The 23,035-nt window shown below is 63.8% G+C and carries 21 protein-coding genes; 8 read left to right on the forward strand and 13 right to left on the reverse strand.

Features of this window, described 5'->3' with window-relative positions:
• The first annotated feature begins 45 nt into the window (after positions 1 to 45).
• Positions 46 to 1,257 carry an NADP-dependent isocitrate dehydrogenase gene (locus FJ988_RS04480; RefSeq protein WP_140815558.1) on the forward strand — a complete coding sequence of 404 codons (1,212 nt, stop codon included), beginning with the start codon at positions 46 to 48 and terminating at the stop codon, positions 1,255 to 1,257.
• An 83-nt stretch (positions 1,258 to 1,340) separates the two neighbouring features.
• A complete protein-coding gene (locus FJ988_RS04485; protein WP_140815559.1) occupies positions 1,341 to 1,967 on the forward strand; it encodes a glutathione S-transferase family protein in 627 nt (208 codons plus the stop codon).
• Positions 1,968 to 2,190: 223 nt separating this feature from the next.
• Here the strand turns inward: FJ988_RS04485 and alaS are convergent, their stop codons facing one another.
• Together alaS and recA are read right to left on the reverse strand one after the other, a co-directional pair.
• Positions 2,191 to 4,860: an alanine--tRNA ligase gene (gene alaS, locus FJ988_RS04495; protein ID WP_140815560.1), complete on the reverse strand. Its 2,670-nt coding sequence runs from the start codon at positions 4,858 to 4,860 to the stop codon at positions 2,191 to 2,193.
• Positions 4,861 to 5,165: 305 nt separating this feature from the next.
• Positions 5,166 to 6,263, reverse strand: coding sequence for a recombinase RecA (recA, locus tag FJ988_RS04500; RefSeq protein WP_140815561.1), 1,098 nt, complete (start codon positions 6,261 to 6,263; stop codon positions 5,166 to 5,168).
• A 388-nt stretch (positions 6,264 to 6,651) separates the two neighbouring features.
• Here recA and FJ988_RS04505 point away from each other — a divergent pair, with 388 nt between their 5' ends.
• Both FJ988_RS04505 and FJ988_RS04510 read left to right on the forward strand, forming a co-directional pair.
• Complete coding sequence (locus tag FJ988_RS04505; protein WP_140815562.1) at positions 6,652 to 7,590, forward strand: carbohydrate kinase family protein; 939 nt, start codon at positions 6,652 to 6,654, stop codon at positions 7,588 to 7,590.
• Between the two features lie 52 nt (positions 7,591 to 7,642).
• Positions 7,643 to 8,560, forward strand: coding sequence for a pseudouridine-5'-phosphate glycosidase (locus FJ988_RS04510; protein WP_140815563.1), 918 nt, complete (start codon positions 7,643 to 7,645; stop codon positions 8,558 to 8,560).
• 205 nt (positions 8,561 to 8,765) lie between these two features.
• On the opposite strand, the gene FJ988_RS04515 is transcribed toward FJ988_RS04510, so the two are convergent.
• Complete coding sequence (locus tag FJ988_RS04515; protein WP_140815564.1) at positions 8,766 to 9,089, reverse strand: TfoX/Sxy family protein; 324 nt, start codon at positions 9,087 to 9,089, stop codon at positions 8,766 to 8,768.
• Between the two features lie 89 nt (positions 9,090 to 9,178).
• Between FJ988_RS04515 and FJ988_RS04520 the strand changes: the two genes are divergently transcribed.
• A complete protein-coding gene (locus tag FJ988_RS04520; protein ID WP_140815565.1) occupies positions 9,179 to 9,676 on the forward strand; it encodes a GFA family protein in 498 nt (165 codons plus the stop codon).
• 99 nt (positions 9,677 to 9,775) lie between these two features.
• Here FJ988_RS04520 and sufA read toward each other — a convergent pair whose 3' ends face one another.
• The 8 genes from sufA to FJ988_RS04560 all read right to left on the reverse strand — a co-directional run bounded on the left by sufA (position 9,776) and on the right by FJ988_RS04560 (position 17,191).
• On the reverse strand, positions 9,776 to 10,156 hold the full coding sequence (gene sufA / locus FJ988_RS04525; protein WP_140815566.1) for a Fe-S cluster assembly scaffold SufA: 381 nt from the start codon (positions 10,154 to 10,156) through the stop codon (positions 9,776 to 9,778).
• A 102-nt stretch (positions 10,157 to 10,258) separates the two neighbouring features.
• Positions 10,259 to 10,657, reverse strand: a complete 399-nt coding sequence (locus FJ988_RS04530; RefSeq protein WP_140815567.1) for an SUF system Fe-S cluster assembly protein — start codon at positions 10,655 to 10,657, stop codon at positions 10,259 to 10,261.
• A 5-nt stretch (positions 10,658 to 10,662) separates the two neighbouring features.
• Entirely contained in the window at positions 10,663 to 11,904 is a 1,242-nt protein-coding gene (locus FJ988_RS04535; protein WP_140815568.1) for a cysteine desulfurase, read from the reverse strand.
• A gap of 96 nt (positions 11,905 to 12,000) precedes the next feature.
• Positions 12,001 to 13,272 carry a Fe-S cluster assembly protein SufD gene (gene sufD, locus FJ988_RS04540; protein ID WP_140815569.1) on the reverse strand — a complete coding sequence of 424 codons (1,272 nt, stop codon included), beginning with the start codon at positions 13,270 to 13,272 and terminating at the stop codon, positions 12,001 to 12,003.
• Positions 13,273 to 13,297: 25 nt separating this feature from the next.
• Positions 13,298 to 14,053, reverse strand: coding sequence for a Fe-S cluster assembly ATPase SufC (sufC, locus tag FJ988_RS04545; protein ID WP_140815570.1), 756 nt, complete (start codon positions 14,051 to 14,053; stop codon positions 13,298 to 13,300).
• A gap of 33 nt (positions 14,054 to 14,086) precedes the next feature.
• Positions 14,087 to 14,326, reverse strand: a complete 240-nt coding sequence (locus tag FJ988_RS04550) for a hypothetical protein (RefSeq protein ID WP_140815571.1) — start codon at positions 14,324 to 14,326, stop codon at positions 14,087 to 14,089.
• Positions 14,323 to 15,849 (reverse strand): Fe-S cluster assembly protein SufB, encoded by a 1,527-nt coding sequence (sufB, locus tag FJ988_RS04555; protein WP_140815572.1) that lies wholly within the window; start codon positions 15,847 to 15,849, stop codon positions 14,323 to 14,325. Before sufB ends, FJ988_RS04550 begins: the two co-directional genes overlap by 4 nt.
• 181 nt (positions 15,850 to 16,030) lie before the next feature.
• Positions 16,031 to 17,191 (reverse strand): cysteine desulfurase family protein, encoded by a 1,161-nt coding sequence (locus FJ988_RS04560; RefSeq protein ID WP_140815573.1) that lies wholly within the window; start codon positions 17,189 to 17,191, stop codon positions 16,031 to 16,033.
• A gap of 242 nt (positions 17,192 to 17,433) precedes the next feature.
• Between FJ988_RS04560 and FJ988_RS04565 the strand changes: the two genes are divergently transcribed.
• Together FJ988_RS04565 and FJ988_RS04570 are read left to right on the forward strand one after the other, a co-directional pair.
• A complete protein-coding gene (locus FJ988_RS04565) occupies positions 17,434 to 18,108 on the forward strand; it encodes an alpha/beta hydrolase (RefSeq protein ID WP_140815574.1) in 675 nt (224 codons plus the stop codon).
• A gap of 115 nt (positions 18,109 to 18,223) precedes the next feature.
• Complete coding sequence (locus FJ988_RS04570) at positions 18,224 to 18,880, forward strand: FMN-binding negative transcriptional regulator (RefSeq protein ID WP_140815575.1); 657 nt, start codon at positions 18,224 to 18,226, stop codon at positions 18,878 to 18,880.
• Between the two features lie 97 nt (positions 18,881 to 18,977).
• Here the strand turns inward: FJ988_RS04570 and FJ988_RS04575 are convergent, their stop codons facing one another.
• Together FJ988_RS04575 and FJ988_RS04580 are read right to left on the reverse strand one after the other, a co-directional pair.
• Complete coding sequence (locus tag FJ988_RS04575; RefSeq protein WP_181183419.1) at positions 18,978 to 19,847, reverse strand: phosphatase PAP2 family protein; 870 nt, start codon at positions 19,845 to 19,847, stop codon at positions 18,978 to 18,980.
• Positions 19,848 to 19,888: 41 nt separating this feature from the next.
• Entirely contained in the window at positions 19,889 to 21,532 is a 1,644-nt protein-coding gene (locus tag FJ988_RS04580) for a glycosyltransferase family 39 protein (protein WP_140815576.1), read from the reverse strand.
• Between the two features lie 233 nt (positions 21,533 to 21,765).
• Between FJ988_RS04580 and tyrS the strand changes: the two genes are divergently transcribed.
• Positions 21,766 to 23,019, forward strand: coding sequence for a tyrosine--tRNA ligase (gene tyrS, locus FJ988_RS04585; protein WP_140815577.1), 1,254 nt, complete (start codon positions 21,766 to 21,768; stop codon positions 23,017 to 23,019).
• The last annotated feature ends 16 nt before the right edge of the window (positions 23,020 to 23,035 follow it).

A 23,035-nucleotide genomic window follows, 5' to 3' on the forward strand; every position in this document is an offset into this window, starting at 1 on the left:
GCGGGCAAGGCCGTTCATATCCCCAAGCAACGAGGCATTTATTTCATGGCGAAGATCAAGGTGGCGAACCCGGTCGTCGAACTCGACGGCGACGAGATGACCCGCATCATCTGGCAGTTCATAAAGGACAAGCTGATCCACCCTTATCTCGATATCAAGCTGGACTATTTCGACCTCGGCATCGAGCACCGCGATGCCACCAACGACCAGGTGACGATCGACTCGGCCAACGCCATCAAGAAATGGGGCGTCGGCGTCAAATGTGCGACCATCACGCCCGACGAGCAGCGCGTCGAGGAATTCAAGCTGAAGAAGATGTGGAAGTCGCCCAACGGCACCATCCGCAACATCCTCGGCGGCACCATCTTCCGCGAGCCGATCATCATGAAGAACGTGCCGCGTCTGGTGCCGGGCTGGACCAAGCCGATCATCGTCGGCCGTCATGCCTTCGGCGACCAGTACCGCGCCACCGACTTCCGCTTCCCAGGCAAGGGCAAGCTGACGATCAAGTTCGTCGGCGAAGACGGCCAGGTGATCGAGCATGACGTGTTCGACGCGCCCGGCGCCGGTGTGGCGATGGCTATGTACAATCTCGACGAATCGATCCGCGAATTCGCCCGCGCCTCGCTGAACTACGGCCTGCTGCGCAATTATCCGGTCTATCTGTCGACCAAGAACACCATCCTCAAGGCCTATGACGGCCGCTTCAAGGACATTTTCCAGGAAGTCTACGAGAAGGAGTTCGAGGCCGAGTTCAAGGCGCGGAAGCTCTGGTACGAGCACCGCCTGATCGACGACATGGTGGCCTCCAGCCTGAAATGGTCGGGCGGCTATGTCTGGGCCTGCAAGAACTATGATGGCGACGTGCAGTCGGACACCGTGGCGCAAGGTTTTGGTTCGCTCGGCCTGATGACCTCGGTGCTGATGACGCCGGACGGCAAAACGGTGGAAGCCGAAGCCGCACACGGCACCGTGACCCGCCATTACCGCCAGCATCAGAAGGGCGAGGAGACCTCGACCAACTCGATCGCTTCGATCTTTGCCTGGACCCGCGGTCTCGCCCACCGCGCCAAGCTCGACGACAATGCCGAGCTGAAGCGTTTTGCGGAGACGCTGGAGAAGGTCTGCATCCAGACCGTCGAATCCGGCTTCATGACCAAGGACCTGTCGCTGCTGATCGGCCCCGACCAGCCCTGGCTGTCGACCACCGGCTTCCTCGACAAGATCGACGAGAATCTGCAGAAGGCCATGGGGTAACCTTGGTTTCTTGAACTGCCGAAGGCTCCGAAAGGGGCCTTCTTTTTTGGAGACGGCGAGAGGGAAAGCGAGGAACCCGGGCAATGACCAAGAAAATCCTCTACGGCGCCGACTACAGCGTCTATGTGCGCATCGCGCGCATGGCGCTGGAGGAGAAAGGCGTCGACTATAAGCTCGTGCCGCTCGACATCTTCGCCGCCGAAGGCATTCCCGCCTGGTATCTCGAACATCATCCGTTCGGCCGCATCCCGGCCTTCGAACATGACGGTTTTCGCCTGTTCGAGACCAATGCCATCGCGCGCTATGTCGACGAGGCCTTCGACGGCCCGGCGCTGCAGCCGGCCGACGCCCCCGACCGCGCGCGAATGGGCCAAATCATCGGCATGCTCGACGCCTATGGCTATCGCGCCATGGTCTGGGACGTTGCGGTGGAGCGGCTCGAAAAGGCTGAGCCGGATGAGACGCTCATCGCCGCCAGCCTGAGTCAGGCTGAGACGGTGCTGAAGGCGCTGATCTCGCTGAAGGCAAAAGGACCGTGGCTGCTTGGCGACCAGCTGACGCTGGCGGACCTGCACGCCGCACCGATCATCGCCTATTTCGTCAAGGTCGCGGAAGGGCGCGATCTGTTGGCGCGTTTTGCGGACATGCGGGATTGGTATGCGCGGGTGGCTGCGAGACCGAGCTTTGCGCGGACTGAAAAGGTTAGCTGACACACATTGAAGACCGCGGGACAGCGCCCCCCTCTGTCCTGCCGGACATCTCCCCCACGAGGGGGGAGATTGGCAGCTCCTGCGCCGCCCTTCTTTTCTGCACCGTTGAAAATTGGCGAAAGCCGATGCGACGTCCGATCTCCCCCCATGTGGGGGAGATGTCCGGCAGGACAGAGAGGGGCGCTGTCCCGCCAACCGTCGCGATAAAATTAGGTCCGCCCGCCTACGCCGCTTCCAGCGCCGCCCTTACCGCCGCGATCGCATCGCCGGCCTTGGACGCATCGGGGCCGCCGGCCTGCGCCATGTCGGGGCGGCCGCCGCCGCCCTGCCCGCCAAGCGCGGCTGACGCCACACGGACGAGATCGACGGCGCTGAAGCGGCCGGTAAGATCGTCGGTTACAGCGACGACGACGCTCGCCTTGTTGTCCTCGCCGGCGCCGACGAAGACGACGACGCCGGAACCCAGCGTCTTCTTGCCGGCATCCGCAAGCGGTTTCAGATCTTTCGGCGCGACGCCGCTGACCGCCTTGCCGAGGAAGCCGACGCCGGCGACCGTCTCATTGGCAGCCGGAGCGTCGGCCACCGCGCCGCCACCGCCGAGCGCCAGTTTCTTGCGCGCTTCGGCGAGTTCCTTCTCGAGCTTCTTGCGCTCCTCGACCAGCGCCTCGACGCGGGCGGGCACGTCCGCCGGCGAGATCTTCAGGGCCGCGGCCGCGGCCTTCAGGCGCTTGTCCTGCTCGTCGAGATGCTTGCGCGCCGCCTCGCCGGTCAGCGCCTCAATGCGGCGCACGCCGGCCGCCACCGCGCTGTCCGACAGGATGCGCACCAGGCCGATATCGCCGGTCGACTTGACATGCGTGCCACCGCAAAGCTCGACCGAATAGGGCCGGTTGGCCTTGGCGCCGTGCACGCCGGTGCCCATCGACACGACGCGCACCTCGTCGCCATACTTCTCGCCGAACAGCGCCATCGCGCCCTCGGCGATCGCGTCGTCGACCGACATCAGCCGCGTCGTCACCGGGCTGTTCTGCACGACGATCTCGTTCGCCATGCGCTCGACCTCGTCCAAGTCTTCCGCCGAGATCGGCTTGTTGTGCGAGATGTCGAAGCGCAGCCGTTCCGGCGCGACCAGCGAGCCCTTCTGCGCCACATGGGTGCCCAGCACCTCGCGCAGCGCCTCGTGGATGAGATGCGTCGCGGAATGGTTGGCGCGCAGCTTCGAGCGGCGCGCATGGTCGACCTTCAGTTCGACGGCGACACCGGTCTTGACCGTACCCTTGGCCACCTTGCCGAGATGCACGAACAGGCCGTCGGCCTTCTTCTGCGTGTCGGAGACCTCGATCGAAAAGCCATCGCCGGAGATGACACCGGTATCGCCCATCTGGCCGCCGGATTCGCCGTAGAACGGCGTCTGGTTGACGACCACGGCAACCGCGTCGCCCTCGCCGGCGCTGTCGATGGTCTTGCCGTCCTTGACCAGCGCCTGGATCAGACCTTCCGCGGCTTCAGTCTCATAGCCGAGGAATTCCGTCGCGCCGGTCTTCTCGCGCACCGCGAACCAGACGGTTTCGGTCGCCGCCTCGCCCGAACCCGCCCAATGTGCGCGCGCCTCCGCCTTCTGCCGCTCCATCGCATCGGTGAAGCCGGCGATATCGACCGAGATGCTGCGCTGGCGCAGCGCATCCTGCGTCAGGTCGAGCGGGAAGCCGTAGGTATCGTAGAGCTTGAAAGCCGTCTCGCCATCCAGCATGTCGCCGGCATGCAATGTCTGCGTGGCATCCTCGAGCAGGCCGAGCCCACGCACCAGCGTCTTGCGGAAGCGCGTCTCCTCGAGCTTCAGCGTCTCGGTGATCAGCGCCTCGCCGCGCGCCAGCTCCGGATAGGCCTGGCCCATTTCGCGCACCAGCGCCGGCACCAGTTGCCACATCAAGGGCTCCTTGGCGCCGAGCAGCTGCGCATGGCGCATGGCGCGGCGCATGATGCGGCGCAGCACATAGCCGCGGCCTTCGTTGGACGGCAGCACCCCATCGGCCACCAGGAAGGAGGACGAGCGCAGATGGTCAGCGATCACCCGGTACGACGCCACGTTCTCCTGGCTCGGCCCCTGGCCGAGCGCCGAGGACGCCGCGTCGATCAGATGCTTGAACAGGTCGGTCTCGAAGACGCTGTCGACGCCCTGCAGGATCGACGCCATGCGCTCCAGGCCCATGCCGGTATCGATCGACGGACGCGGCAGGTCGATGCGCTCTTCCTTCGTCACCTGCTCATACTGCATGAACACCAGGTTCCAGAATTCCAGGAACCGGTCGCCATCCTCTTCCGGGCTGCCGGGCGGGCCGCCCCAGATGTGCTCGCCGCGGTCGATGAAGATTTCCGAGCACGGGCCGCACGGACCGGTATCGCCCATCGCCCAGAAATTATCCGAGGTCGCGATGCGGATGATGCGGTCGTCGGAGAAGCCGGCGATCTTTTTCCAGTGGCCCGCCGCCTCGTCGTCGGTGTGATAGACGGTGACGAGCAGCTTGTCCTTCTTGAGCCCGAATTCCTTGGTGATCAGGTTCCAGGCGAGCTCGATCGCGCGCTCCTTGAAATAGTCGCCGAACGAGAAATTGCCGAGCATCTCGAAGAAGGTGAGATGGCGCGCGGTGTAGCCGACATTGTCGAGGTCGTTGTGCTTGCCGCCGGCCCGCACGCTCTTCTGCGCCGTCGAGGCGCGCGAATAGGGCCGCTTCTCCAGGCCGGTGAAGACGTTCTTGAACTGCACCATGCCGGCATTGGTGAACATCAGTGTCGGGTCGTTGCGCGGCACCAGCGGGCTGGAGGCAACGATCTCGTGCCCTTCCTTGCGGAAGTAGTCGAGGAATGTCGACCGGATCTCGTTAACGCCAACCATGGTGCCTGCCTTTTCGCGAAAACCGCCGGCACGGCCGGCGGGAGAGCTGTTCTCTCAGAAGTAGATTGGCCTTTTAGCGACAGGCCTTGGTCCTGTCCAGAAACACGGAACTGGGCCAAGCGGGGAAGCCGGCGCTCAAAATTCCTAGCCCGAAACGCAAAACCGCCGGCACGAAGGCCGGCGGTTCGGATACGCAATACTCAAGAACTCAATTACATAAGCATATACCGATAAACCGCGATTGTGGCCGAAGTCAGACTAAGCCAGCTAACGATCTATTCCCGGCGTCGACTGCGCCTGGAGCCTTACACGGCGCCGGCTTCGTCCTCGAAACCGTCATCGCCGCCTTCGGACCTGTCGTTTTCGAGGAATTTCTCGGCGATCAGCCCGGCATTCTGGCGCAGCGCCAGTTCGACCTCGCGCGCGGTATCGGGATTGTCGCGCAGGAACAGTTTGGCGTTCTCGCGGCCCTGGCCGAGGCGCTGCGAATTGTAGGAAAACCAGGCGCCCGACTTCTCGATGACGCCGGCCTTGACGCCGAGATCGATGAGCTCGCCGGTCTTCGACACACCCTCGCCATACATGATGTCGAACTCGACCACCTTGAAGGGCGGTGCCAGCTTGTTCTTGACCACCTTGACGCGGGTCTGGTTGCCGACGACCTCGTCGCGGTCCTTGACCGAGCCGATGCGGCGGATGTCGAGGCGCACCGAGGCATAGAACTTCAGCGCGTTGCCGCCGGTGGTGGTTTCGGGCGAGCCGAACATGACGCCGATCTTCATGCGGATCTGGTTGATGAAGATGACCATGGTGTTGGAGCGCGAAATCGAGGCGGTCAGCTTGCGCAGCGCCTGGCTCATCAAACGAGCTTGAAGACCGGGCAGCGCGTCGCCCATCTCGCCCTCGATTTCGGCGCGCGGCGTCAATGCCGCGACCGAATCGACGACCAGTACGTCGATGGCGCCCGAACGCACCAGCGTGTCGCAGATTTCCAGCGCCTGCTCGCCGGTGTCGGGCTGCGAGATCAAAAGGTTTTCGAGGTCGACGCCAAGCTTGCGGGCATAGACCGGGTCGAGCGCATGCTCGGCATCGACAAAGGCGCAGATGCCGCCCTTCTTCTGCGCTTCCGCCACCGTGTGCAGCGCCAGCGTCGTCTTGCCCGAGCTTTCCGGCCCGTAGATCTCGATGATGCGGCCGCGCGGCAGGCCGCCGACGCCGAGCGCGATGTCCAGCCCGAGCGATCCGGTCGGCACGGTTTCGATCTCGACCACCTGCTCGTTGGCGCCTAGCCGCATGATCGAGCCCTTGCCGAACGCGCGCTCGATCTGCGACAGAGCCGCGTCCAGAGCCTTTGATTTATCCACTGCCTTATCCTCTACAAGCCGCAAAGAATTCTGAGCCATGATACATCACCCCTTGGTCGTCAATGAAGGCCGGACAATCCGTAATCCCTGCAGCTTTTGTACCTTTTTTGTTCTCATTTGGCAAGAGGCAACAAGCAACTGAAAAACAATCAATATCTGGATTTGTTCTATTTTTGTCTCACCAGGGCTAGTGCCTGACGGAACCACTGGTCCAAAAGAGATTTCGACATCCGGTCGTCCCGAATCGCGACTGAGATTGCGGGGCGATGCGCAGGAACCTAAGCATGGCCCCCGAAAGTGCGAAGCGGTTTCGGGGCGAGGACATGTTTAAAATGAAAGAGCCTTACAGCATGTCACGCGAACTCTTTTTCGCGTGACATGCTGTAGTGTGCGCAGCCGCGCAATCAATCAAGGTCACCATACAAGCATGCCGACATCCCCGACCATCCTGGCGCTGGGCGGCGCCCATATCGACCGGCGCGGCCAGGTCGCGGGGGCCTATGTGCCCGCCGCCTCCAATCCGGGCGTCATGCGCGAAGATGTCGGCGGGGTCGTCTTCAACGCGCTGCGCAGCGTGGTCAGGCGCGGCGTGTCGGCCTCGCTGATGTCGGTGCGCGGCGGCGACGCAGCGGCCGACACGGTCGCCTCGGCGATCGACGATGCCGGCATAACCGACCTTTCTGTGGTGTTCCTCGACCGCGTCACGCCGAGCTATACGGCGCTGATCGACCGCGAGGGCGAGCTGATCGTCGGCCTGGCCGACATGGCGCTCTACGACCTCGCTTTCCCCAGGCAGATGAGGCGCTCCAAGGTGCGTGAGGCGATCGGCGCCGCCGACGCCATCCTGTGCGACGCCAACCTGCCGACCGCCGCACTTGAGCGCCTGGTGGCGCTGGCCGGCGAGCGCCCGGTCTTTGCCATCGCCGTCTCGCCGGCCAAGGTGGTTCGCCTGGCGCCGCTGCTCGGCGCGCTGTCGCTGCTGTTCATGAACCGCCGCGAAGTGGCGGCCCTTGTCGGCGCCGATCTGTCGGATGGAGACGCCGTCGGTAAATTGAGAGCGGCCGGCCTGGAGGCGGGCGTGATCACGGCCGGCAGCGCCCCGGTGCTTGGCTTCGGCGAGAGCGGCATGTTCGAAATCGACCCGCCCGCGCCACGCCAGATCGCCGATGTGACCGGCGCGGGCGATGCGCTGACCGGCGCGACCGTGGCCGCCATGCTGCGCGGATTGCCTCTGCGGGCGGCGCTGCGCGAAGGCATGGCCGCCGCCATGCTCGCCATCGAGAGCCCCGAGGCGGTCCCGTCCTTCACGGCGGCGAGCTTCGCCGAAGCGCTTGCCCTTGTGCCGCAGCCGCGCGAAGTGGCATAGGGCCTGAAAAATCATCGTGCCGGGAGCGCAGGCTGCCGGATCGGAGACAGATATGACGCCGGAAACCGCCCGCCCCTTCATCGACATCCATCCGCCGGTGGCGCAAGCACTTGCCGCCGGCAAGCCGGTGGTGGCGCTGGAATCGACCATCATAACCCACGGCATGCCCTATCCCGACAATGGCGCCATGGCGGCCAAGGTCGAGCAGATCATCATCGACGGCGGCGCGGTGCCGGCGACGATCGCCGTCGTCAATGGCCGCATCAAGATCGGGCTTTCCGACGGCGAACGCGAATCGCTGGCCATGACCGGCGATGCCATGAAGCTCTCGCGCGCCGACATCGGCTTTGCGGTGGCGCAAGGCCGCACCGGCGGCACCACCGTCGCCGCCACGATGATCGCCGCGCATATGGCCGGGATCAAAGTCTTCGCCACCGGCGGCATTGGCGGCGTCCACAAGGGCGCGGAGAAAAGCTTCGACATCTCGGCCGATCTGGACGAACTGGCGCGCACGCCGGTCATCGTCGTCTCGGCCGGCGCCAAGGCGATCCTCGACATCGAAAAGACGCTGGAAGTGCTGGAGACGCGCGGCGTGCCGGTGGTGGGCCATGCCTGCGAAACCATGCCGGCCTTCTGGTCCAGGCAATCGCCCTTCCGCGCGCCGCTGACCTTGCACAAGCCGGAAGAGATCGCGCATTTCTATCGCACGCGGCAGGCGCTGGGCCTCGGCGGCGGCATCCTGGTCGCCAATCCGGTGCCGCGGAACGATGAAATCCCCACCGACGAAATGGCCGGCTATATCGACGCCGCGCAAAAGGCGGCCGAGACGCAGAATGTCACCGGCAAGGCGGTGACGCCGTTCCTGTTGTCGAAGATCTTGGAACTCACCGGCGGCCGCAGCCTGAAAACCAACATCGCGCTGGTCGAAAACAATGCCCGGCTGGCGACGGAGATTGCGAAGGCATTGTAGGCACGCGCGAAGGCCCCCTGACCCGGATTGCCAAGGCTGAATTGCGAAGAGCAATTCGGGGCAATCCGACCTCTCCCCAAGGGGAGAGGAGCTTCCCGGCGACGGCGCCAAGCTCTTCTCCCCTCGGGGAGAAGGTGGCCGCGAAGCGGCCGGATGAGGGGGCGGCCTCGACGTGCCCTTCGCAATGTTTCAACAGCGGACCAAATCACTTCCCCGCCCTTCGCCCCGCCTCATAAGCCCGCCGAGCCCACACCGCCATCTCGTCGGGATCGTTAAACGCGTCGTCGGGAACACTCCAATAGGGCATCGCCACAGCCTTGCCGTGGCGCGAGCCGGTATAGGTCCACTGGCTGCAGCCTGCGGCTTGGAAATCGGCAATGGTCTCCTCGTCGGCCTTGAGCAACAATTCCCCGCGCACGACGACCGCGACGATCACGCCGTCGCAATAGATGCCCTTGCCGCCGAACAGTTTTCGGATGCTGATCGGGCCGAGGCTTTCGAACAGTTCTTCAAGGCGTTCATTGTCCATGCCGCGATCATCTCATCCGCTATCGGGCTTGTCATCGACGCAACCAAGAGCATGCTGACAGGTTGAGACTTGGAAACGGAGTTCCCGCCATGCCTGTCCTGCTCAAAGGCTCCTGCCGCTGCGGCGCGGTCCGCTTCGAAGTGGAGAGCCAAACGCCGGTGCCGTTCATGCTCTGCTATTGCTCGATCTGCCGCAAGCAGCAGGGCGGCGGCGGTTTCGCCATCAATCTCGGCGCCGACTACGAGACCCTGAACATCAGGGGCAAGCGCAGCCTCGGCGTCTACCGCGCCGAAATCGAGGACGACGAGCACCCGCATTGCGAGGTCTCGACCGGCGAGCGCAATTTCTGCCGGAAGTGCGGCTCAGCGCTCTGGCTCTACGATCCGACTTGGCCGGAGCTGGTGCATCCCTTCGCCTCGGCGATCGACAGCGACCTGCCGAAAACGCCGGAAAAGGTGCATTTGATGCTGAAATACAAGGCGAACTGGGTCGAGCCGGTGGTCGGAAAGAAGGACAAGGTGTTCGACGTCTACCCCGAGGAATCGATCGCCGACTGGCACAAGCGCACGGGCATGTGGGTGGATTAGTCTCTTAGGTAAATGAGGGGCATCGCCAACGTGGGATAGGGCGCGGTTACCCCTCATCCGGCCCTTCGGGCCACCTTCTCCCCGTAAACGGGGCGAAGGCTAAGCGGATGCCCTTGCCTCGGCCAGCGCCTTGAGATCGGCCGGCTTCAACTCTACGGATTCGCCGCAGCCGCAGGCCGAGCTTTGGTTCGGGTTCCTGAAGGTGAAGCCGGTGCGCAGCGTCGTCTGCTCGAAATCCATCTCGGTGCCGAACAGGAAAAGCGCTGCTTCCGGCGCGACATAGACATGGGCGCCGTCGCGCTCGATGTGGTCGTCCTTGGTATTCGGCTCGGTCACGAGGTCGATGGTGTATTCCATACCCGCGCAGCCGCCCTTTTTGATGCCGAGCCGAATGCCATGCGCGTTGTCGCGCGTGGCCACGATCTCGCGCACGCGGTCGGCGGCCTTTTCGGTCATCGTGATGACGGCGAAGCGTCCCATCTTTTCCTTCTCCATTCCCTGCAGGTTCAAGGCCTGCCGAATGATTCTCACCTAAATGGTGAAGTTTTACCACTGGCGCAAGTGCACCAAGCCCTTGGCGGCCTAGTACCACCCCACCGCCACTTGCGCCTCTTCCGACATGCGGTCGGGCGTCCATGGCGGATCGAAGGTCATCTTGACCTCGACGCCGGACACGCCCTCGACGGCGCCGACGGCGTTTTCCACCCATCCAGGCATCTCGCCGGCCACCGGGCAGCCCGGCGCGGTCAGCGTCATGTCGATCTTGACCGAGCGGTCGTCCTCGATGTCGATCTTGTAGACCAGGCCGAGTTCGTAGATGTCGGCGGGGATTTCCGGATCGTAGACCGTCTTCAGCGCCGAGACGATGTCGTCGGTCAGCCGCGCCAGCTCGTCTGCTGGAATGGCCGAGGCCGAAACGATGCCGTTGGCGGCCGTTTCCGGCCCGGTTTCAGTCTCTGCGGTGGTGCTCACATCGTCCATCATCGTCATCCGAAGAATTTTCGCGCCTTTTCCAGCGCCTCGGCCAAAGCATCCACCTCGGCTCTGGTATTATACATGCCGAACGATGCCCTGCATGTGGAGGTGACGCCGAAGCGTTTCAACAATGGTTGAGCGCAATGCGTGCCCGCGCGCACCGCGACGCCTTGCCGGTCGATCACCATCGACACGTCGTGCGCATGGATACCTTGCAATTCGAACGAGATGATGGCGCCCTTGCCGGGCGCGTCGCCGAAGATGCGCAGCGAGTTGATCGCCCGCAGACGCTCATGGGCGTAAGTCTTGAGGTCCGCCTCGTGCGCGGCAATGCGTTCGCGGCCGATTTTTTCCATGTAGTCCAGTGCCGCGCCCAGCCCGATCGCCTGCACGATCGGCGGCGTGCCGGCCTCGAAGCGGTGCGGCGGATCATTGTAGGTGACGATGTCTTCCGTCACCTCCTCGATCATCTCGCCGCCGCCCATGAAGGGTCGCATCTCTTCCAGCCTGTCCTTCTTGCCGTAGAGCACGCCGATGCCTGACGGACCGTAGACCTTGTGGCCGGTGAAGACGAAGAAATCACAATCGAGGTCCTGCACGTCGATCGGCATGTGCACGGCGCTCTGGCTGCCATCGACCAAAACCGGAACTCCACGCGCATGCGCGATGCGCACGATCTCCTTGATCGGCGTCACCGTGCCCAGCGCGTTGGACATCTGGGTGATGGCGACCAGCTTGGTGCGGCTGGTCAGCCGCTTTTCGAATTCCTCGATGTGGAAGGCACCGAGATCGTCGACCGGCACCCAGACCAGCTTGGCGCCCTGCCGTTCGCGGATGAAATGCCACGGCACGATGTTAGAGTGGTGCTCCATGATCGACAGCACGATTTCGTCGCCCTCGGCGATCCGCGGCATGCCGTAGCCGTAAGCAACCGTGTTGATCGCCGCGGTGGTGTTGGAGGTGAAGACGATGTTGTCGGTGCTCGGCGCGTTGAGGAAGCGCTGCACGGACTTGCGCGCATTCTCATAGGCGTCGGTCGCGGCATTGGACAAGAAATGCAGGCCGCGATGAACGTTGGCGTATTCCTGGGAGTAGGCGTGCTGGATGGTGTCCAGCACCACCTGCGGCTTCTGCGCCGAGGCGCCATTGTCGAGATAGACCAGCTTCTTGCCGTAGACTTCTCGCGACAGGATCGGGAAATCGCGGCGGATCGCCTCGACATCGTAAGGGGTGGTTTCGATCTTCTGGTCCATCACAAGCTCTTTTCGAGGCAACGCCTCGCTCCGTCACCACCCCTCATCCGGCCCTCCGGGCCACCTTCTCCCCGTGAACGGGGAGAAGGAAAGGCGCTAGCCGTGCGTCGAAAACCAGCCGTCGAGCCGCTCTTCGAGCGCCTCGACCAGCGCCTCGTCGTCCAGTTCCTCGATCACTTCGGCGACGAAAGCCTTCACCAGGAGACCCCGCGCGCTCTTCTCGTCGATGCCGCGCGCCATCAGGTAAAACAGATGGTTGTGGTCGATCTCGGTGACCGTCGCGCCATGGCCGCAGACCACGTCGTCGGCGAAGATCTCCAGCTCCGGCTTGGTCGAGAACTCGCCGTCGTCCGACAGAAGCAGCGTGTTGCAGGCCATCTTGGCGTTGGTCTTCTGCGCATATTGATGCACGTTGATGCGGCCCTGGAACACGCCGCGCGCCTTGCCGGTCACCACGTTGCGGATCACTTCCGTCGAGGTCGTGTGCGGCACGGCGTGGTCGAGCACCATCGTGGTGTCGGTATGCGTGTCGCCGGCCAGGAGGTTGATGCCGCGCAGCTTGAAGTCGGCGCCTTCGCCGGTCGTCCTGACGACGATTTCCTGGCGAACCAGCTTGCCGCCGGCGTTCATCACGAACAGCGTCAGCTTCGCGTCCTTGCCGATATGCGCCTTGAACTGGGCGAGATGCGTGGCCGTCTCCGGCTGCTCCTGCACGATAAGCCAGGTCACCTCGGCGCCGTCGCCGACCACGAGCTGACTGACCGAAGAGACCAGCGCATCGCCGCCCTCGCCCGTCTGGCGCTCGACGATGATGGCTTTGGCGCCGGCGCCAACCTTGGTCAAAAGCCGCACATGCGCCTGTCCGCCGGCCTGCAGGTTCTGCAATTCGATCGGCTTGTCCAGCGCCGTGCCATCGGCGATCTCGACGAAATAGCCGTCGGCGACGAAGGCCGTGTTCAGCGCGCCGATCGCGTCGTCCGTGCCATAAGGATCGAGCCCGGGCGCGACGCTGCCGTCGGTCAGCTTTTCCGACAGGCGCTGTATCGTGACGCCTTCAACCTCCGGCAGTTTTGTCTGCGAGACGCCGTTCAGCACCGGCAAAACGGCTGACCCTTCGAGAATTGGCGCCAGCGCCTTGGCGACAGCGTCGGCCTCGAATGCCGGCACCGACGTCAGCAGCCTGCGCAAATCCGTATAGTGCCAGGATTCGACGCGGCGCGTCGGCAGGCCGTGCTTGATCGCCTCGATGGCATCGTCGCGCTTGACCATCACCGCGCCGTCGCCCGGCAGCAGCGACAGCCGCTCGCCGAAAGCGTCGATCAGCGCCGTCTCGGCCAAGGTCCGCTGGGGCTGTGCATGCATGTTCATGACTTTTGCCTCGACCGCCCCCATCTCACGCGGCTTCGCCGATCACGCCGGCATAGCCGTTGGCCTCGAGATCGAGCGCCAGCGACTTGTCGCCCGACTTGATGACCTGGCCCTTGTAGAGCACGTGCACCGAGTCCGGCACGATGTGCTCCAAGAGGCGCTGGTAGTGGGTGATGACGACGATGGCGCGCTCCGGCGAACGCAGCGCGTTGACGCCGTCCGAGACGATCTTCAGCGCGTCGATGTCGAGGCCGGAATCGGTCTCGTCGAGCACGCAGAGTTTTGGCTCCAAGAGCTTCATCTGCAGGATCTCGGCGCGCTTCTTCTCGCCGCCGGAGAAGCCGACATTGAGCGGCCGCTTCAGCATGTTGATGTCCATGCTGAGCGAGGCGGCGGCTTCCTTCACGCGCTTGAGGAATTCCGGCACCTTCAGTGGCTCCTCGCCGCGCGCCTTGCGCTGCTCGTTCATCGCCACCTTCAGGAATTCCATGGTCGCCACGCCCGGTATCTCCATCGGGTACTGGAAGGCGAGGAAGATGCCGGCGGTGGCGCGCTCGGCCGGATCCATCTCCAGGATCGACTGGCCGTTATAGAGGATGTCGCCCTCCGTCACCTCATAGTCCTCGCGGCCGGCGAGGATATAGGACAGCGTCGACTTGCCAGAGCCGTTCGGGCCCATGATGGCGGCGACTTCGCCAGCCTTTACCGTCAGGTTCAAGCCGCGGATGATTTCGGTTCCGTCGTCGACGATGCGGGCGTGCAGGTTCTTGATCTCAAGCATTTTCGTTCCGTTCCAAGAAATTTCCGTTCAAATTCAATGCCAGCGCCAGCGCCACTCGCCGTCGGTCTTGGCCTTGATGAGCGGGATGATTGCGACGGTCAGGGCAAGGACAGCCAGGACTGCCAGCCACTCGGGCGCGCCCGCCGCGAGAAGGCCCGTCAAGGCGGCCACGGCGATCAGGATGAAGACCACCACAAAAGCCCAACCCTTCCAGTTGTCGGGCGTCGCGCCATAGCCGAAACGTTTCGGCCTGAACCATTTATCTCCGGTCATCCGACACTGCCCTCGAGGCTGATGCCGATCAGCTTCTGCGCCTCGACCGCGAACTCCATCGGCAGCTGCTGGATGACGTCCTTGACGAAGCCGTTGACAATCAGCGCGATCGCCTCTTCCTCGGGGATGCCGCGCTGCATGACGTAGAACTTCTGGTCCTCGGAGATCTTCGAGGTCGTCGCCTCGTGCTCGAACTTCGCCGTCGCGTTCTTGGCTTCCATGTAGGGCACGGTGTGCGCGCCGCACTGGTCGCCGATGAGCAGCGAGTCGCAATTGGTGAAGTTGCGCGCGTTGGTCGCCTTGCGGTGCGCCGAGACCTGGCCGCGATAGGTGTTCTGCGAGAATCCGGCGGCGATGCCCTTGGAGATGATGCGGCTCGATGTGTTCTTGCCGAGATGGATCATCTTGGTGCCGCTGTCGACCTGCTGATAGCCGTTCGACACCGCGATCGAATAGAACTCGCCACTGGAATCGTCGCCGCGCAGGATGCAGCTCGGATATTTCCAGGTGATCGCCGAACCGGTCTCGACCTGCGTCCACGAGATCTTCGAGCGGTCGCCGCGGCAGTCGCCCCGCTTGGTGACGAAATTGTAGATGCCGCCCTTGCCTTCGGCATCGCCTGGATACCAGTTCTGGACAGTCGAGTATTTGATCTCGGCATCGTCGAGCGCGATAAGCTCGACCACCGCCGCATGCAGTTGGTTCTCGTCGCGCTGCGGCGCCGTGCAACCTTCGAGATAGGAGACATAAGCCCCCTCTTCGGCGATGATCAGCGTGCGCTCGAACTGGCCGGTGTTCTTCTCATTGATGCGGAAATAGGTCGACAGTTCCATCGGGCAGCGCACGCCCTTCGGCACGAAGACGAACGAACCGTCGGTGAAGACGGCCGAATTCAGCGTCGCGTAGAAATTGTCGGAGGTCGGCACGACCGAGCCGAGATACTTCTTCACCAGTTCCGGATGCTCGCGGATCGCTTCCGAGATCGAGCAGAAGATGACGCCCGCCTTGGCGAGCTCGTCCTTGAAGGTGGTGACCACCGAAACGGAATCGAACACTGCGTCGACCGCGACGCGGCCGGACTTGTAGACGTTGTCGCCAACCTCTTCTTCTTCGTCCGCGTCAGGCGCCCCGGTCTTCTGCACGCCGGCCAGGATTTCCTGCTCCTTGAGCGGAATGCCGAGCTTTTCGTAGACCTTGAGCAGTTCCGGATCGACCTCGCTTAGCGACTTCGGCCCCGGCGTACTCTTCGGCGCGGCGTAGTAATAGATGTCCTGGAAATCGATCTTCGGATAGTTGACACGCGCCCAGGTCGGCTCTTCCAGCGTGAGCCAGCGCCGATAGGCCTCCAGACGCCATTCCAGCATCCAGTCCGGCTCATCCTTCTTGGCCGAGATGAAGCGAATGATGTCTTCGCTCAGGCCCTTGGGGGCCTTGTCCATCTCGATCTCTGTCTGGAATCCGTATTTATACTGGTCGACGTCGATCTTTCGAACCCGATCGATCGTCTCCTGCACAGCAGGCATAAGCGTTCTCCATCCACGCCGGGGTCAAGGCCCGACAGTTTTCAAACTATGGCACCGCGAGAACCATGAAGGCTCCAGCGGAGTAAGTTCCATATAGTGCGTGTCCGCCGGAAATTCACCCGGCCAGGACAAAACGCACGGCTCTACCAGGCCAAATAGCCTGAATTCTTCTTTGCCGCCGTCAGGCGGCTTGTTCCTTGCCAGCCCGGCGTCCGGCAATGCCCGCCAGTGCCGACCTGAACACCGCGATGTCCTCGGCGCCGGTCGCGCGGCCGATCGAGACGCGCAATGCGCCGAGGCTGTCGCCGAAACCCATCGCCTTCAGCACATGGCTCGGCCCGACTTTTCCCGACGAGCAGGCCGAGCCCGCCGACAATGCGACTCCGGCAAGATCGAAAGCGATCTGCGCCGTCTCGGCCTTGACGCCGGGAATAGCGAAGAATGTCGTGTTGGCAAGCCTGGAAGCGCCATTTCCGAAGATTTCCGCGTCCGGAACGAGTTCCGATACGATGGCCTCGATCTCATCGCGGCGGCGAGCGACGGCCGCGATGCCGTCCAAGCCCGCGAGCGCCGCCCGCGCCGCGGCGCCGAAACCGGCAATGCCGGCAATGTTTTCGGTGCCGGCGCGGTGCCCCTTTTCCTGGCCGCCGCCATTGATCAGCGGCTTCGGCATCATCAGGTCGGACGCGGCGACGATGGCGCCAACGCCCTTCGGGCCGCCGATCTTGTGCGAGGACAGGATCAGATAGTCGGCATAAGGGACTGACATATCGAGCGGAATCCGCCCCGCGGCCTGCACGGCATCGACGACCAGCACCCCGCCAGCCGCCTTGACGATCGCGGCGATGCGCTCGATCGGCTGGATGACGCCGGTCTCGTTGTTGGCGGCGTGCATCGCCACCAGCGGCAGGCCGGCGGCCTTGTCATGCGAGGCCAAAGCGGCGGCCAGCGCGTCGAGATCGGCAATGCCGTTGCAATCGACGCCTATCTTCGTCACCTGCGCCGGCGGGAAGCGCCCGCCGCCCAGGATGCAGGGATGATCGGCCGCCGAAACGTAGAGATGGCTCATGCGCACGGTGCCGCGCCCCATCTCCCAGTCGGGCGTCAATAGCGTCGAGGCAGCTTCCGTCGCGCCGGAGGCGAAGACGACGTGCTCGGGCCTGGCGTTGACCAGCCTTGCCACGTCGCGGCGCGCATCCTCGACCAGACGGCGCGCCGCGCGGCCCTCGGAATGCACTGAGGAGGCATTGGCGGCTTCGAGCGCACCGACCATCGCCGTCCGCGCTTCCGCAAGGAGCGGCGCGCTGGCGTTGTAGTCGAGATAGGCGCGGGTTGCGGCCATTTTCGCTCAGTTCGTCCTTCCGGCAGCTATCCCGCGAGGATAGCGCGTTATTTCCTTGAAATTGCAAGGCAAGCCGTCCTATCTACCCGGCTTGCGGCGCGGGCGGCCTGACCATCGGGTTTCGGCTGCCCAGTTTTGAACAATTCTAAACTAGCTTCTAGGAAGACGCTTGCCCGGCGTCAAGGCCGCAGAGGCCAGGGAAGTTCCGGGCTCGCGCCTTTGTATGCCACGTGGAGTGTTTTATGCCTGAGGTCATTTTCGCAGGTCCGGCCGGTCGCCTGGAAGGACGTTACCAGCCTTCTAAGGAAAAGAGCGCGCCGATCGCCATCGTGCTGCATCCGCACCCGCAATTCGGCGGCACGATGAACAACAAGATCGTCTATGACCTCTTCTACATGTTCCAGAAGCGCGATTTCACCACGCTGCGCTTCAATTTCCGCGGCATCGGCCGCAGCCAGGGCGAGTTCGACCACGGCACCGGCGAATTGTCGGACGCGGCGGCAGCACTCGACTGGGTGCAGTCGCTGCATCCGGATTCCAAGAGCTGCTGGGTTGCCGGCTATTCGTTCGGCTCATGGATCGGCATGCAGCTTCTGATGCGCCGTCCCGAGATCGAGGGCTTCATCTCGGTTGCCCCGCAGCCCAACACCTATGATTTCTCGTTCCTGGCCCCCTGCCCGTCGTCCGGCCTGATCATCCATGGCGACGCCGACAAGGTGGCGCCGCCCAAGGATGTGCAAGGCCTGGTCGACAAGCTGCACACGCAAAAGGGCATCACCATCACGCAGAAGACCATCCCCGGCGCCAACCACTTCTTCGCCAACGATTCCGAGCTGCTGATCCAGGAGTGCGCCGACTATCTCGACCGGCGCCTGGCCGGCGAGCTCGCCGATCCGCGGCCGAAGCGGCTGCGTTAACGCCTGCGCAGCCTTTTTGCGCTGACCCACATGGCACGGCCTGCCTGCCATGTGGCGCGGCTTGACCGAACGGTGCACAATACCGTTCGGAAAGCCGAAGAAGGCGTGAAAGACGATGTACCAACCGCCCCATTTCAAGGAAACGCGGCTCGAGGTCCTGCACGGGCTGATGCGGGCGCATCCGCTCGGGCTACTCATCTCCAATGGCGAGGAAGGACCGGTCGCCAACGCCGTCCCTTTCCTGCTTGATGCCGATATCGGACCGCATGGCCGGCTGCGCGCGCATCTCGCCAAGGCCAATCCGCAATGGCGGCTTCTGGCCGACAATCCGGCATCGCCGGTGCTGATTGTGTTCCAGGGCGCCGACGCCTATGTGACGCCGTCCTGGTATGAGACCAAACGCGAGACGGGCAAGGTCGTGCCGACCTGGAACTACGCCATCGTCCAGGTGCGCGGCACGGTCCGGGTGATCGAGGATGGCGCGTGGATCGCCGAGCAAATCACCGAATTGACGGCTTCTCAGGAGGGCAGACGCTCGGCGCCATGGGCTGTGACCGATGCGCCGGCGGCCTACATCCAGTCGCAGATCAAGGGCATTGTCGGGCTGGAAATCGCCATCACCGCCATCGACGGCAAATGGAAGGTTAGCCAGAACCGGCCGGTCGCCGACCGCGTCGGCGTTGCCGAGGGCCTGGATGGCGAAGCTTCCAATCCGGTGGCGCCCGACATGGCCGGCATGGTGCGCGCCTGGGGCGGCCTCGACGGGAACTAGAGCGTTTCACCGTTTCATAGAAACGGCGAACCGCTCTATCTCTTTGTTTCGACGCAATTCCGGACGGAAAACCGCTCACACTTTTCCTGGAATTGCTCTAAGCCTGCGGCTTGTTAGATGCCGTCTCTTCGGCGGAACGAGCCTGCCTGGCGATTGACGCCCTGACATTCGGCGGATCGGACCATCCCAGCCGGAACGTACTCTTGCGCACCGGCAGCTTGGCTTGCGTCTGCCTGAAGATGAAACCCAACCGCGCGAAGACCAGTCCGGAGGCGACGGCGAAAGCGAGCCCCAAGCCGAAGCCGGCGACAGTGTCGCTCGGATAATGCGCGCCGACGAAGACGCGTGTCGAAGCGATGCAGGCGGTGACGATCAGCGCGATGTACCAGCGCCGGGGGAAAAGCAGCAGCAGGACGCCGAAGACGGCGCCCATCGTCGTGGCATGCCCCGAGGGAAAGCCGGCAAAGCGCGCATCCATGGCGAAGGGGTGCAGCGACAACACGCCGTAGCTGTCGAAATAGAGCGGCCGCGCCCGGCCGATGCCGTATTTGACCAGGTTGACCGCCAGGCCGGACAAGCCCACCGCGCAAAGCACCAGGAACGCAAAACAGGTCCAGTTGTAGACGAGCATGCGGCCATCCCTCGACAGGCCTCGCCAATCCGTCAGGTTGGCGGCGACCAGGCAGAGCGCCGCCGGGATGAGATACCAGCCGCCCAGACCGAATTGCGTGAAGAAGTCGGTCAAGCGCACGAAGCCCGGCCACCATTCGCCGCGCATCTCGCCAGCACCTGTGTCGAGGCGCAGGAACACCGCCGTCGTGAGCATGGCCCAGGCAAGCAGCCAGACGACCCACAAAATCCGTGGATAGCGTGCCGGCCGCACGGCAAAGCGGCGCTTCACGATCCGCATCGTGTCGGTGAAATTGCCGAGCGAGCGGCGATAGAGGCTGAGGGGCGCGGCGGACATGGGCGCGATCTATAGAGGCGTTCTACGCGCAGGGCTATTGTTCACGGCGCCACCCGATAAAGGCCGAGCGAGAGCTTGTCTCCTGACGAATAGTTGATGCCGTCGATCTCGGTCAGGCGCTTGGCCGACCTGCCCTGGGCAGCCAGAGCGTCGGTGATCTTCTGCTCGTCCTTGATCGGCGCCAGCCCCAGCGCGCAGGCCGGATCGGCGATGAGATGCCGCGCTACGCCGTCGACGTCGGTAAGCACGGTCTTCGTGCCGACCAGGAACACCAGGCTGGGCTCCTGGAACCTGGCCGAAGCCAGCACGGTGCCGTCGCACAGGCGATTGGCGTCAACCGCGGCCTTGACGGCCGGGCTCAGCCAGATCGGTTTCAGCGACGGCGCGATCACTCCGAAAAGCAGGCTGAAGGTGATGCCGGCGCCGGCGGCGATGGCGCCGATGCGCGGCAGCGGCACCTGCAATTGGCGCGGAAAAGCCAGATAGCCGGTGACCAAGGCCGCGATCGCCGCCGGAATGCTCCACCAGGAGAAAGTCTTGGTCAGATAGAGCGGTGCGCCGACGCACACCACCGCAAGGCCGACCGACACGACGACGACGCCGAAGGCCGTCGCCCACCACAGCCAGGTCTGCCAGCGCTTCAGCGGCGCGTTGGCCTGGTCGGCGGGCAAGGTCAGCAGCCAGCCGACCAGCAGCGCCATGCCCGGATAAGCCGGCATGACATAGTGCGGCAGCTTGGTCGGGATCGCCTCGAAGACCAGCCAGAACGGGATGTACCAGGCGAGGCAGAAGCGCAGGCGCGGATCGTCCCAGAAGCGGTTGAGCGCCTGCAGGCCGGCGCCGACCGCGATCAGCCCGAAGGGCCACATGAAAAGCGAATAGGTCAGCATGTAGAAGCCGGGCGGCAGGCCATGCGATTCCTCGCCCTGCGCCACCTTGTTCAGCATGTCCTTGCCGACCGCCTCCTGGAAGAAAGCACCACCGCTCTTCCAGGTGATGAGGATGATCCACGGCAGCACGATCGCCAGCACGATGGCGACGCCGCGCACCAGCTTCATCTTCAAGAGCCAGCGCCAGTCGCGGTCGAAGGCGATGAGCGCCCCGGCCGTGAGCAGCGACAACAGCGGCGCGACCGGCCCCTTGATGAGAATGCCGATGCCCTGGGCGATCCAGAATATCCATGCGAGGTGGCCAGGCACCGGCTCATTCCGCTTCGCCGCCAGATAGACCTGCGCCAGCGCCCCTTGCGCCGCCACGCAACAGGCAAGCAGCATGGCGTCGGTCTTGGCGTCGCGCCCTTCGAAAGCCGTGGCGAAAATCGCCGCCATCATCAGGCCGGCGGCGAGGCCGGCATTGGTGCCGAAGAGCTTTGTCCCGGTCCAGCCGACGCCGACCACAGCGAGCGCGATGCCGAGCATCGAGACCAGGCGATAGACCCAGATCGGCGCGGCCGCCCCCTCACCGCTTAGCGCCACCGCTGCCGACTGCAGCCAGTAGATGCCGATCGGCTTCTTGTAGCGCGACACGTCCTGCAGGCGGATATCGACATAGTCGCCGGTCTCGACCATTTGCTTGGTCGCCTGGACGAAGCGGGATTCGTCGCGGTCGACCGGCGGCAGGCTGGCCAACCCGCTCAACGTCATGACGATGCTGAACAGAAAGAGGAAAAGGTAGTTCCTGTTCATCGCGGGAGCTTATCCGATCTGAAACTGCGGGATGGCCCCGTCGCGGCGTAAGATACGCCCTTGCTTTGCGCGGCGCCTCATTACGCCAGCAAAAACGGCGAAGCAAGGACGCCCAGCGTCGCGTGCGACCGGGCGCAAACCGGAAACCACTTTTGCTCACGGCGGTTGGATGCTAAACGCCCGCCTTCATATCCAGTCTGGCTTCGGCGCCGGGCGATCTCCGGGAAGCAAAAATGTCCGCCTTCAAATCCGATTTCCTGCGCATCATGAGCGAGCGCGGCTTCATCCACCAGATTTCGGATGAAGCGGGCCTCGACCAGCTTTTCGCCAAGGAATCGGTAAGCGCCTATATCGGCTTCGACGCCACGGCGAAGAGCCTGCATGCCGGCTCGCTGATCCAGATCATGATGCTGCACTGGCTGCAGCAGACCGGCCACCGGCCGATCGCGCTGATGGGCGGCGGCACGACAATGATTGGCGATCCGTCCTTCAAGGACGAGGCGCGCAAGCTGCTCACGCCTCAGGACATCGATGAAAATCTGGTCGGCATCCGCCGTAATTTCGCGTCCTATCTCAAATTCGGCGACGGCGCCGGCGACGCGATCATGGTCAACAACGCCGACTGGTTGATGCAGATCAACTACGTCAACTTCCTGCGCGATGTCGGCCGGCATTTCTCGGTCAATCGCATGCTGGCCTTCGATTCCGTCAAGCTCAGGCTCGACCGCGAGCAGTCGCTGTCCTTCCTCGAGTTCAACTACATGATCCTGCAGGCCTACGATTTCGTCGAGCTCCACAAGCGCCTCGGCTGCAGGCTGCAGATGGGCGGCTCCGACCAGTGGGGCAACATTGTCAACGGCATAGATCTTGGACATCGCATGGAAGGCGTGCAGCTCTTCGCCATGACCACGCCGCTGCTCACCACCTCGTCCGGCGCCAAGATGGGCAAGTCCGCCTCGGGCGCCGTCTGGCTCGATGGCGACATGCTGTCGCCCTACGAGTTCTGGCAGTATTGGCGCAACACCGAGGACGCCGATGTCGGCCGCTTCCTGAAGCTCTACACGACGCTGCCGCTCGACGAGGTGGCGCGGCTGGCAGCGCTCGGCGGCTCGGACATCAATGAGGCGAAGAAGATCCTCGCCACCGAGATCACCGCCATGCTGCATGGCCGCCAGGCAGCCGAGACGGCGAGCGAAACCGCGCGCAAGACCTTCGAGGAAGGCGCACTCGCCGACACGCTGCCCAGCGTCGAAGTGGCCAAGTCCGACCTCGAAGCCGGCATCGGCATCCTGTCGCTGTTCGTCAGCGCCGGGCTGGCCGGCTCGAACGGCGAAGCGCGCCGGCACATACAGGGCGGCGCCGTGCGCATCAACGACCAGCCGGTGAGCGACGACAAGCGCGTGATCACGCTTCAGGACCTCGGCCCCGAAGGCGTCGTGAAGCTCTCGCTCGGCAAGAAGAAGCACGTGCTGGTGCGGCCGGCCTGATCGATAGCGGCGTCAT

This window comes from Mesorhizobium sp. CU3 (assembly GCF_006442965.1).
In the GTDB taxonomy this organism is placed as follows: Bacteria; Pseudomonadota; Alphaproteobacteria; order Rhizobiales; family Rhizobiaceae; genus Mesorhizobium.

Coding starts and splice junctions, on each gene's coding strand:
- FJ988_RS04480 (WP_140815558.1), top strand. CDS start 46: ATGGCGAAGATCAAGGTGGCGAACCCGGTCGTCGAACTCGACGGCGAC.
- FJ988_RS04485 (WP_140815559.1), top strand. CDS start 1,341: ATGACCAAGAAAATCCTCTACGGCGCCGACTACAGCGTCTATGTGCGC.
- alaS (WP_140815560.1), bottom strand. CDS start 4,860: ATGGTTGGCGTTAACGAGATCCGGTCGACATTCCTCGACTACTTCCGC.
- recA (WP_140815561.1), bottom strand. CDS start 6,263: ATGGCTCAGAATTCTTTGCGGCTTGTAGAGGATAAGGCAGTGGATAAA.
- FJ988_RS04505 (WP_140815562.1), top strand. CDS start 6,652: ATGCCGACATCCCCGACCATCCTGGCGCTGGGCGGCGCCCATATCGAC.
- FJ988_RS04510 (WP_140815563.1), top strand. CDS start 7,643: ATGACGCCGGAAACCGCCCGCCCCTTCATCGACATCCATCCGCCGGTG.
- FJ988_RS04515 (WP_140815564.1), bottom strand. CDS start 9,089: ATGGACAATGAACGCCTTGAAGAACTGTTCGAAAGCCTCGGCCCGATC.
- FJ988_RS04520 (WP_140815565.1), top strand. CDS start 9,179: ATGCCTGTCCTGCTCAAAGGCTCCTGCCGCTGCGGCGCGGTCCGCTTC.
- sufA (WP_140815566.1), bottom strand. CDS start 10,156: ATGGGACGCTTCGCCGTCATCACGATGACCGAAAAGGCCGCCGACCGC.
- FJ988_RS04530 (WP_140815567.1), bottom strand. CDS start 10,657: ATGGACGATGTGAGCACCACCGCAGAGACTGAAACCGGGCCGGAAACG.
- FJ988_RS04535 (WP_140815568.1), bottom strand. CDS start 11,904: ATGGACCAGAAGATCGAAACCACCCCTTACGATGTCGAGGCGATCCGC.
- sufD (WP_140815569.1), bottom strand. CDS start 13,272: ATGAACATGCATGCACAGCCCCAGCGGACCTTGGCCGAGACGGCGCTG.
- sufC (WP_140815570.1), bottom strand. CDS start 14,053: ATGCTTGAGATCAAGAACCTGCACGCCCGCATCGTCGACGACGGAACC.
- FJ988_RS04550 (WP_140815571.1), bottom strand. CDS start 14,326: ATGACCGGAGATAAATGGTTCAGGCCGAAACGTTTCGGCTATGGCGCG.
- sufB (WP_140815572.1), bottom strand. CDS start 15,849: ATGCCTGCTGTGCAGGAGACGATCGATCGGGTTCGAAAGATCGACGTC.
- FJ988_RS04560 (WP_140815573.1), bottom strand. CDS start 17,191: ATGGCCGCAACCCGCGCCTATCTCGACTACAACGCCAGCGCGCCGCTC.
- FJ988_RS04565 (WP_140815574.1), top strand. CDS start 17,434: ATGCCTGAGGTCATTTTCGCAGGTCCGGCCGGTCGCCTGGAAGGACGT.
- FJ988_RS04570 (WP_140815575.1), top strand. CDS start 18,224: ATGTACCAACCGCCCCATTTCAAGGAAACGCGGCTCGAGGTCCTGCAC.
- FJ988_RS04575 (WP_181183419.1), bottom strand. CDS start 19,847: ATGTCCGCCGCGCCCCTCAGCCTCTATCGCCGCTCGCTCGGCAATTTC.
- FJ988_RS04580 (WP_140815576.1), bottom strand. CDS start 21,532: ATGAACAGGAACTACCTTTTCCTCTTTCTGTTCAGCATCGTCATGACG.
- tyrS (WP_140815577.1), top strand. CDS start 21,766: ATGTCCGCCTTCAAATCCGATTTCCTGCGCATCATGAGCGAGCGCGGC.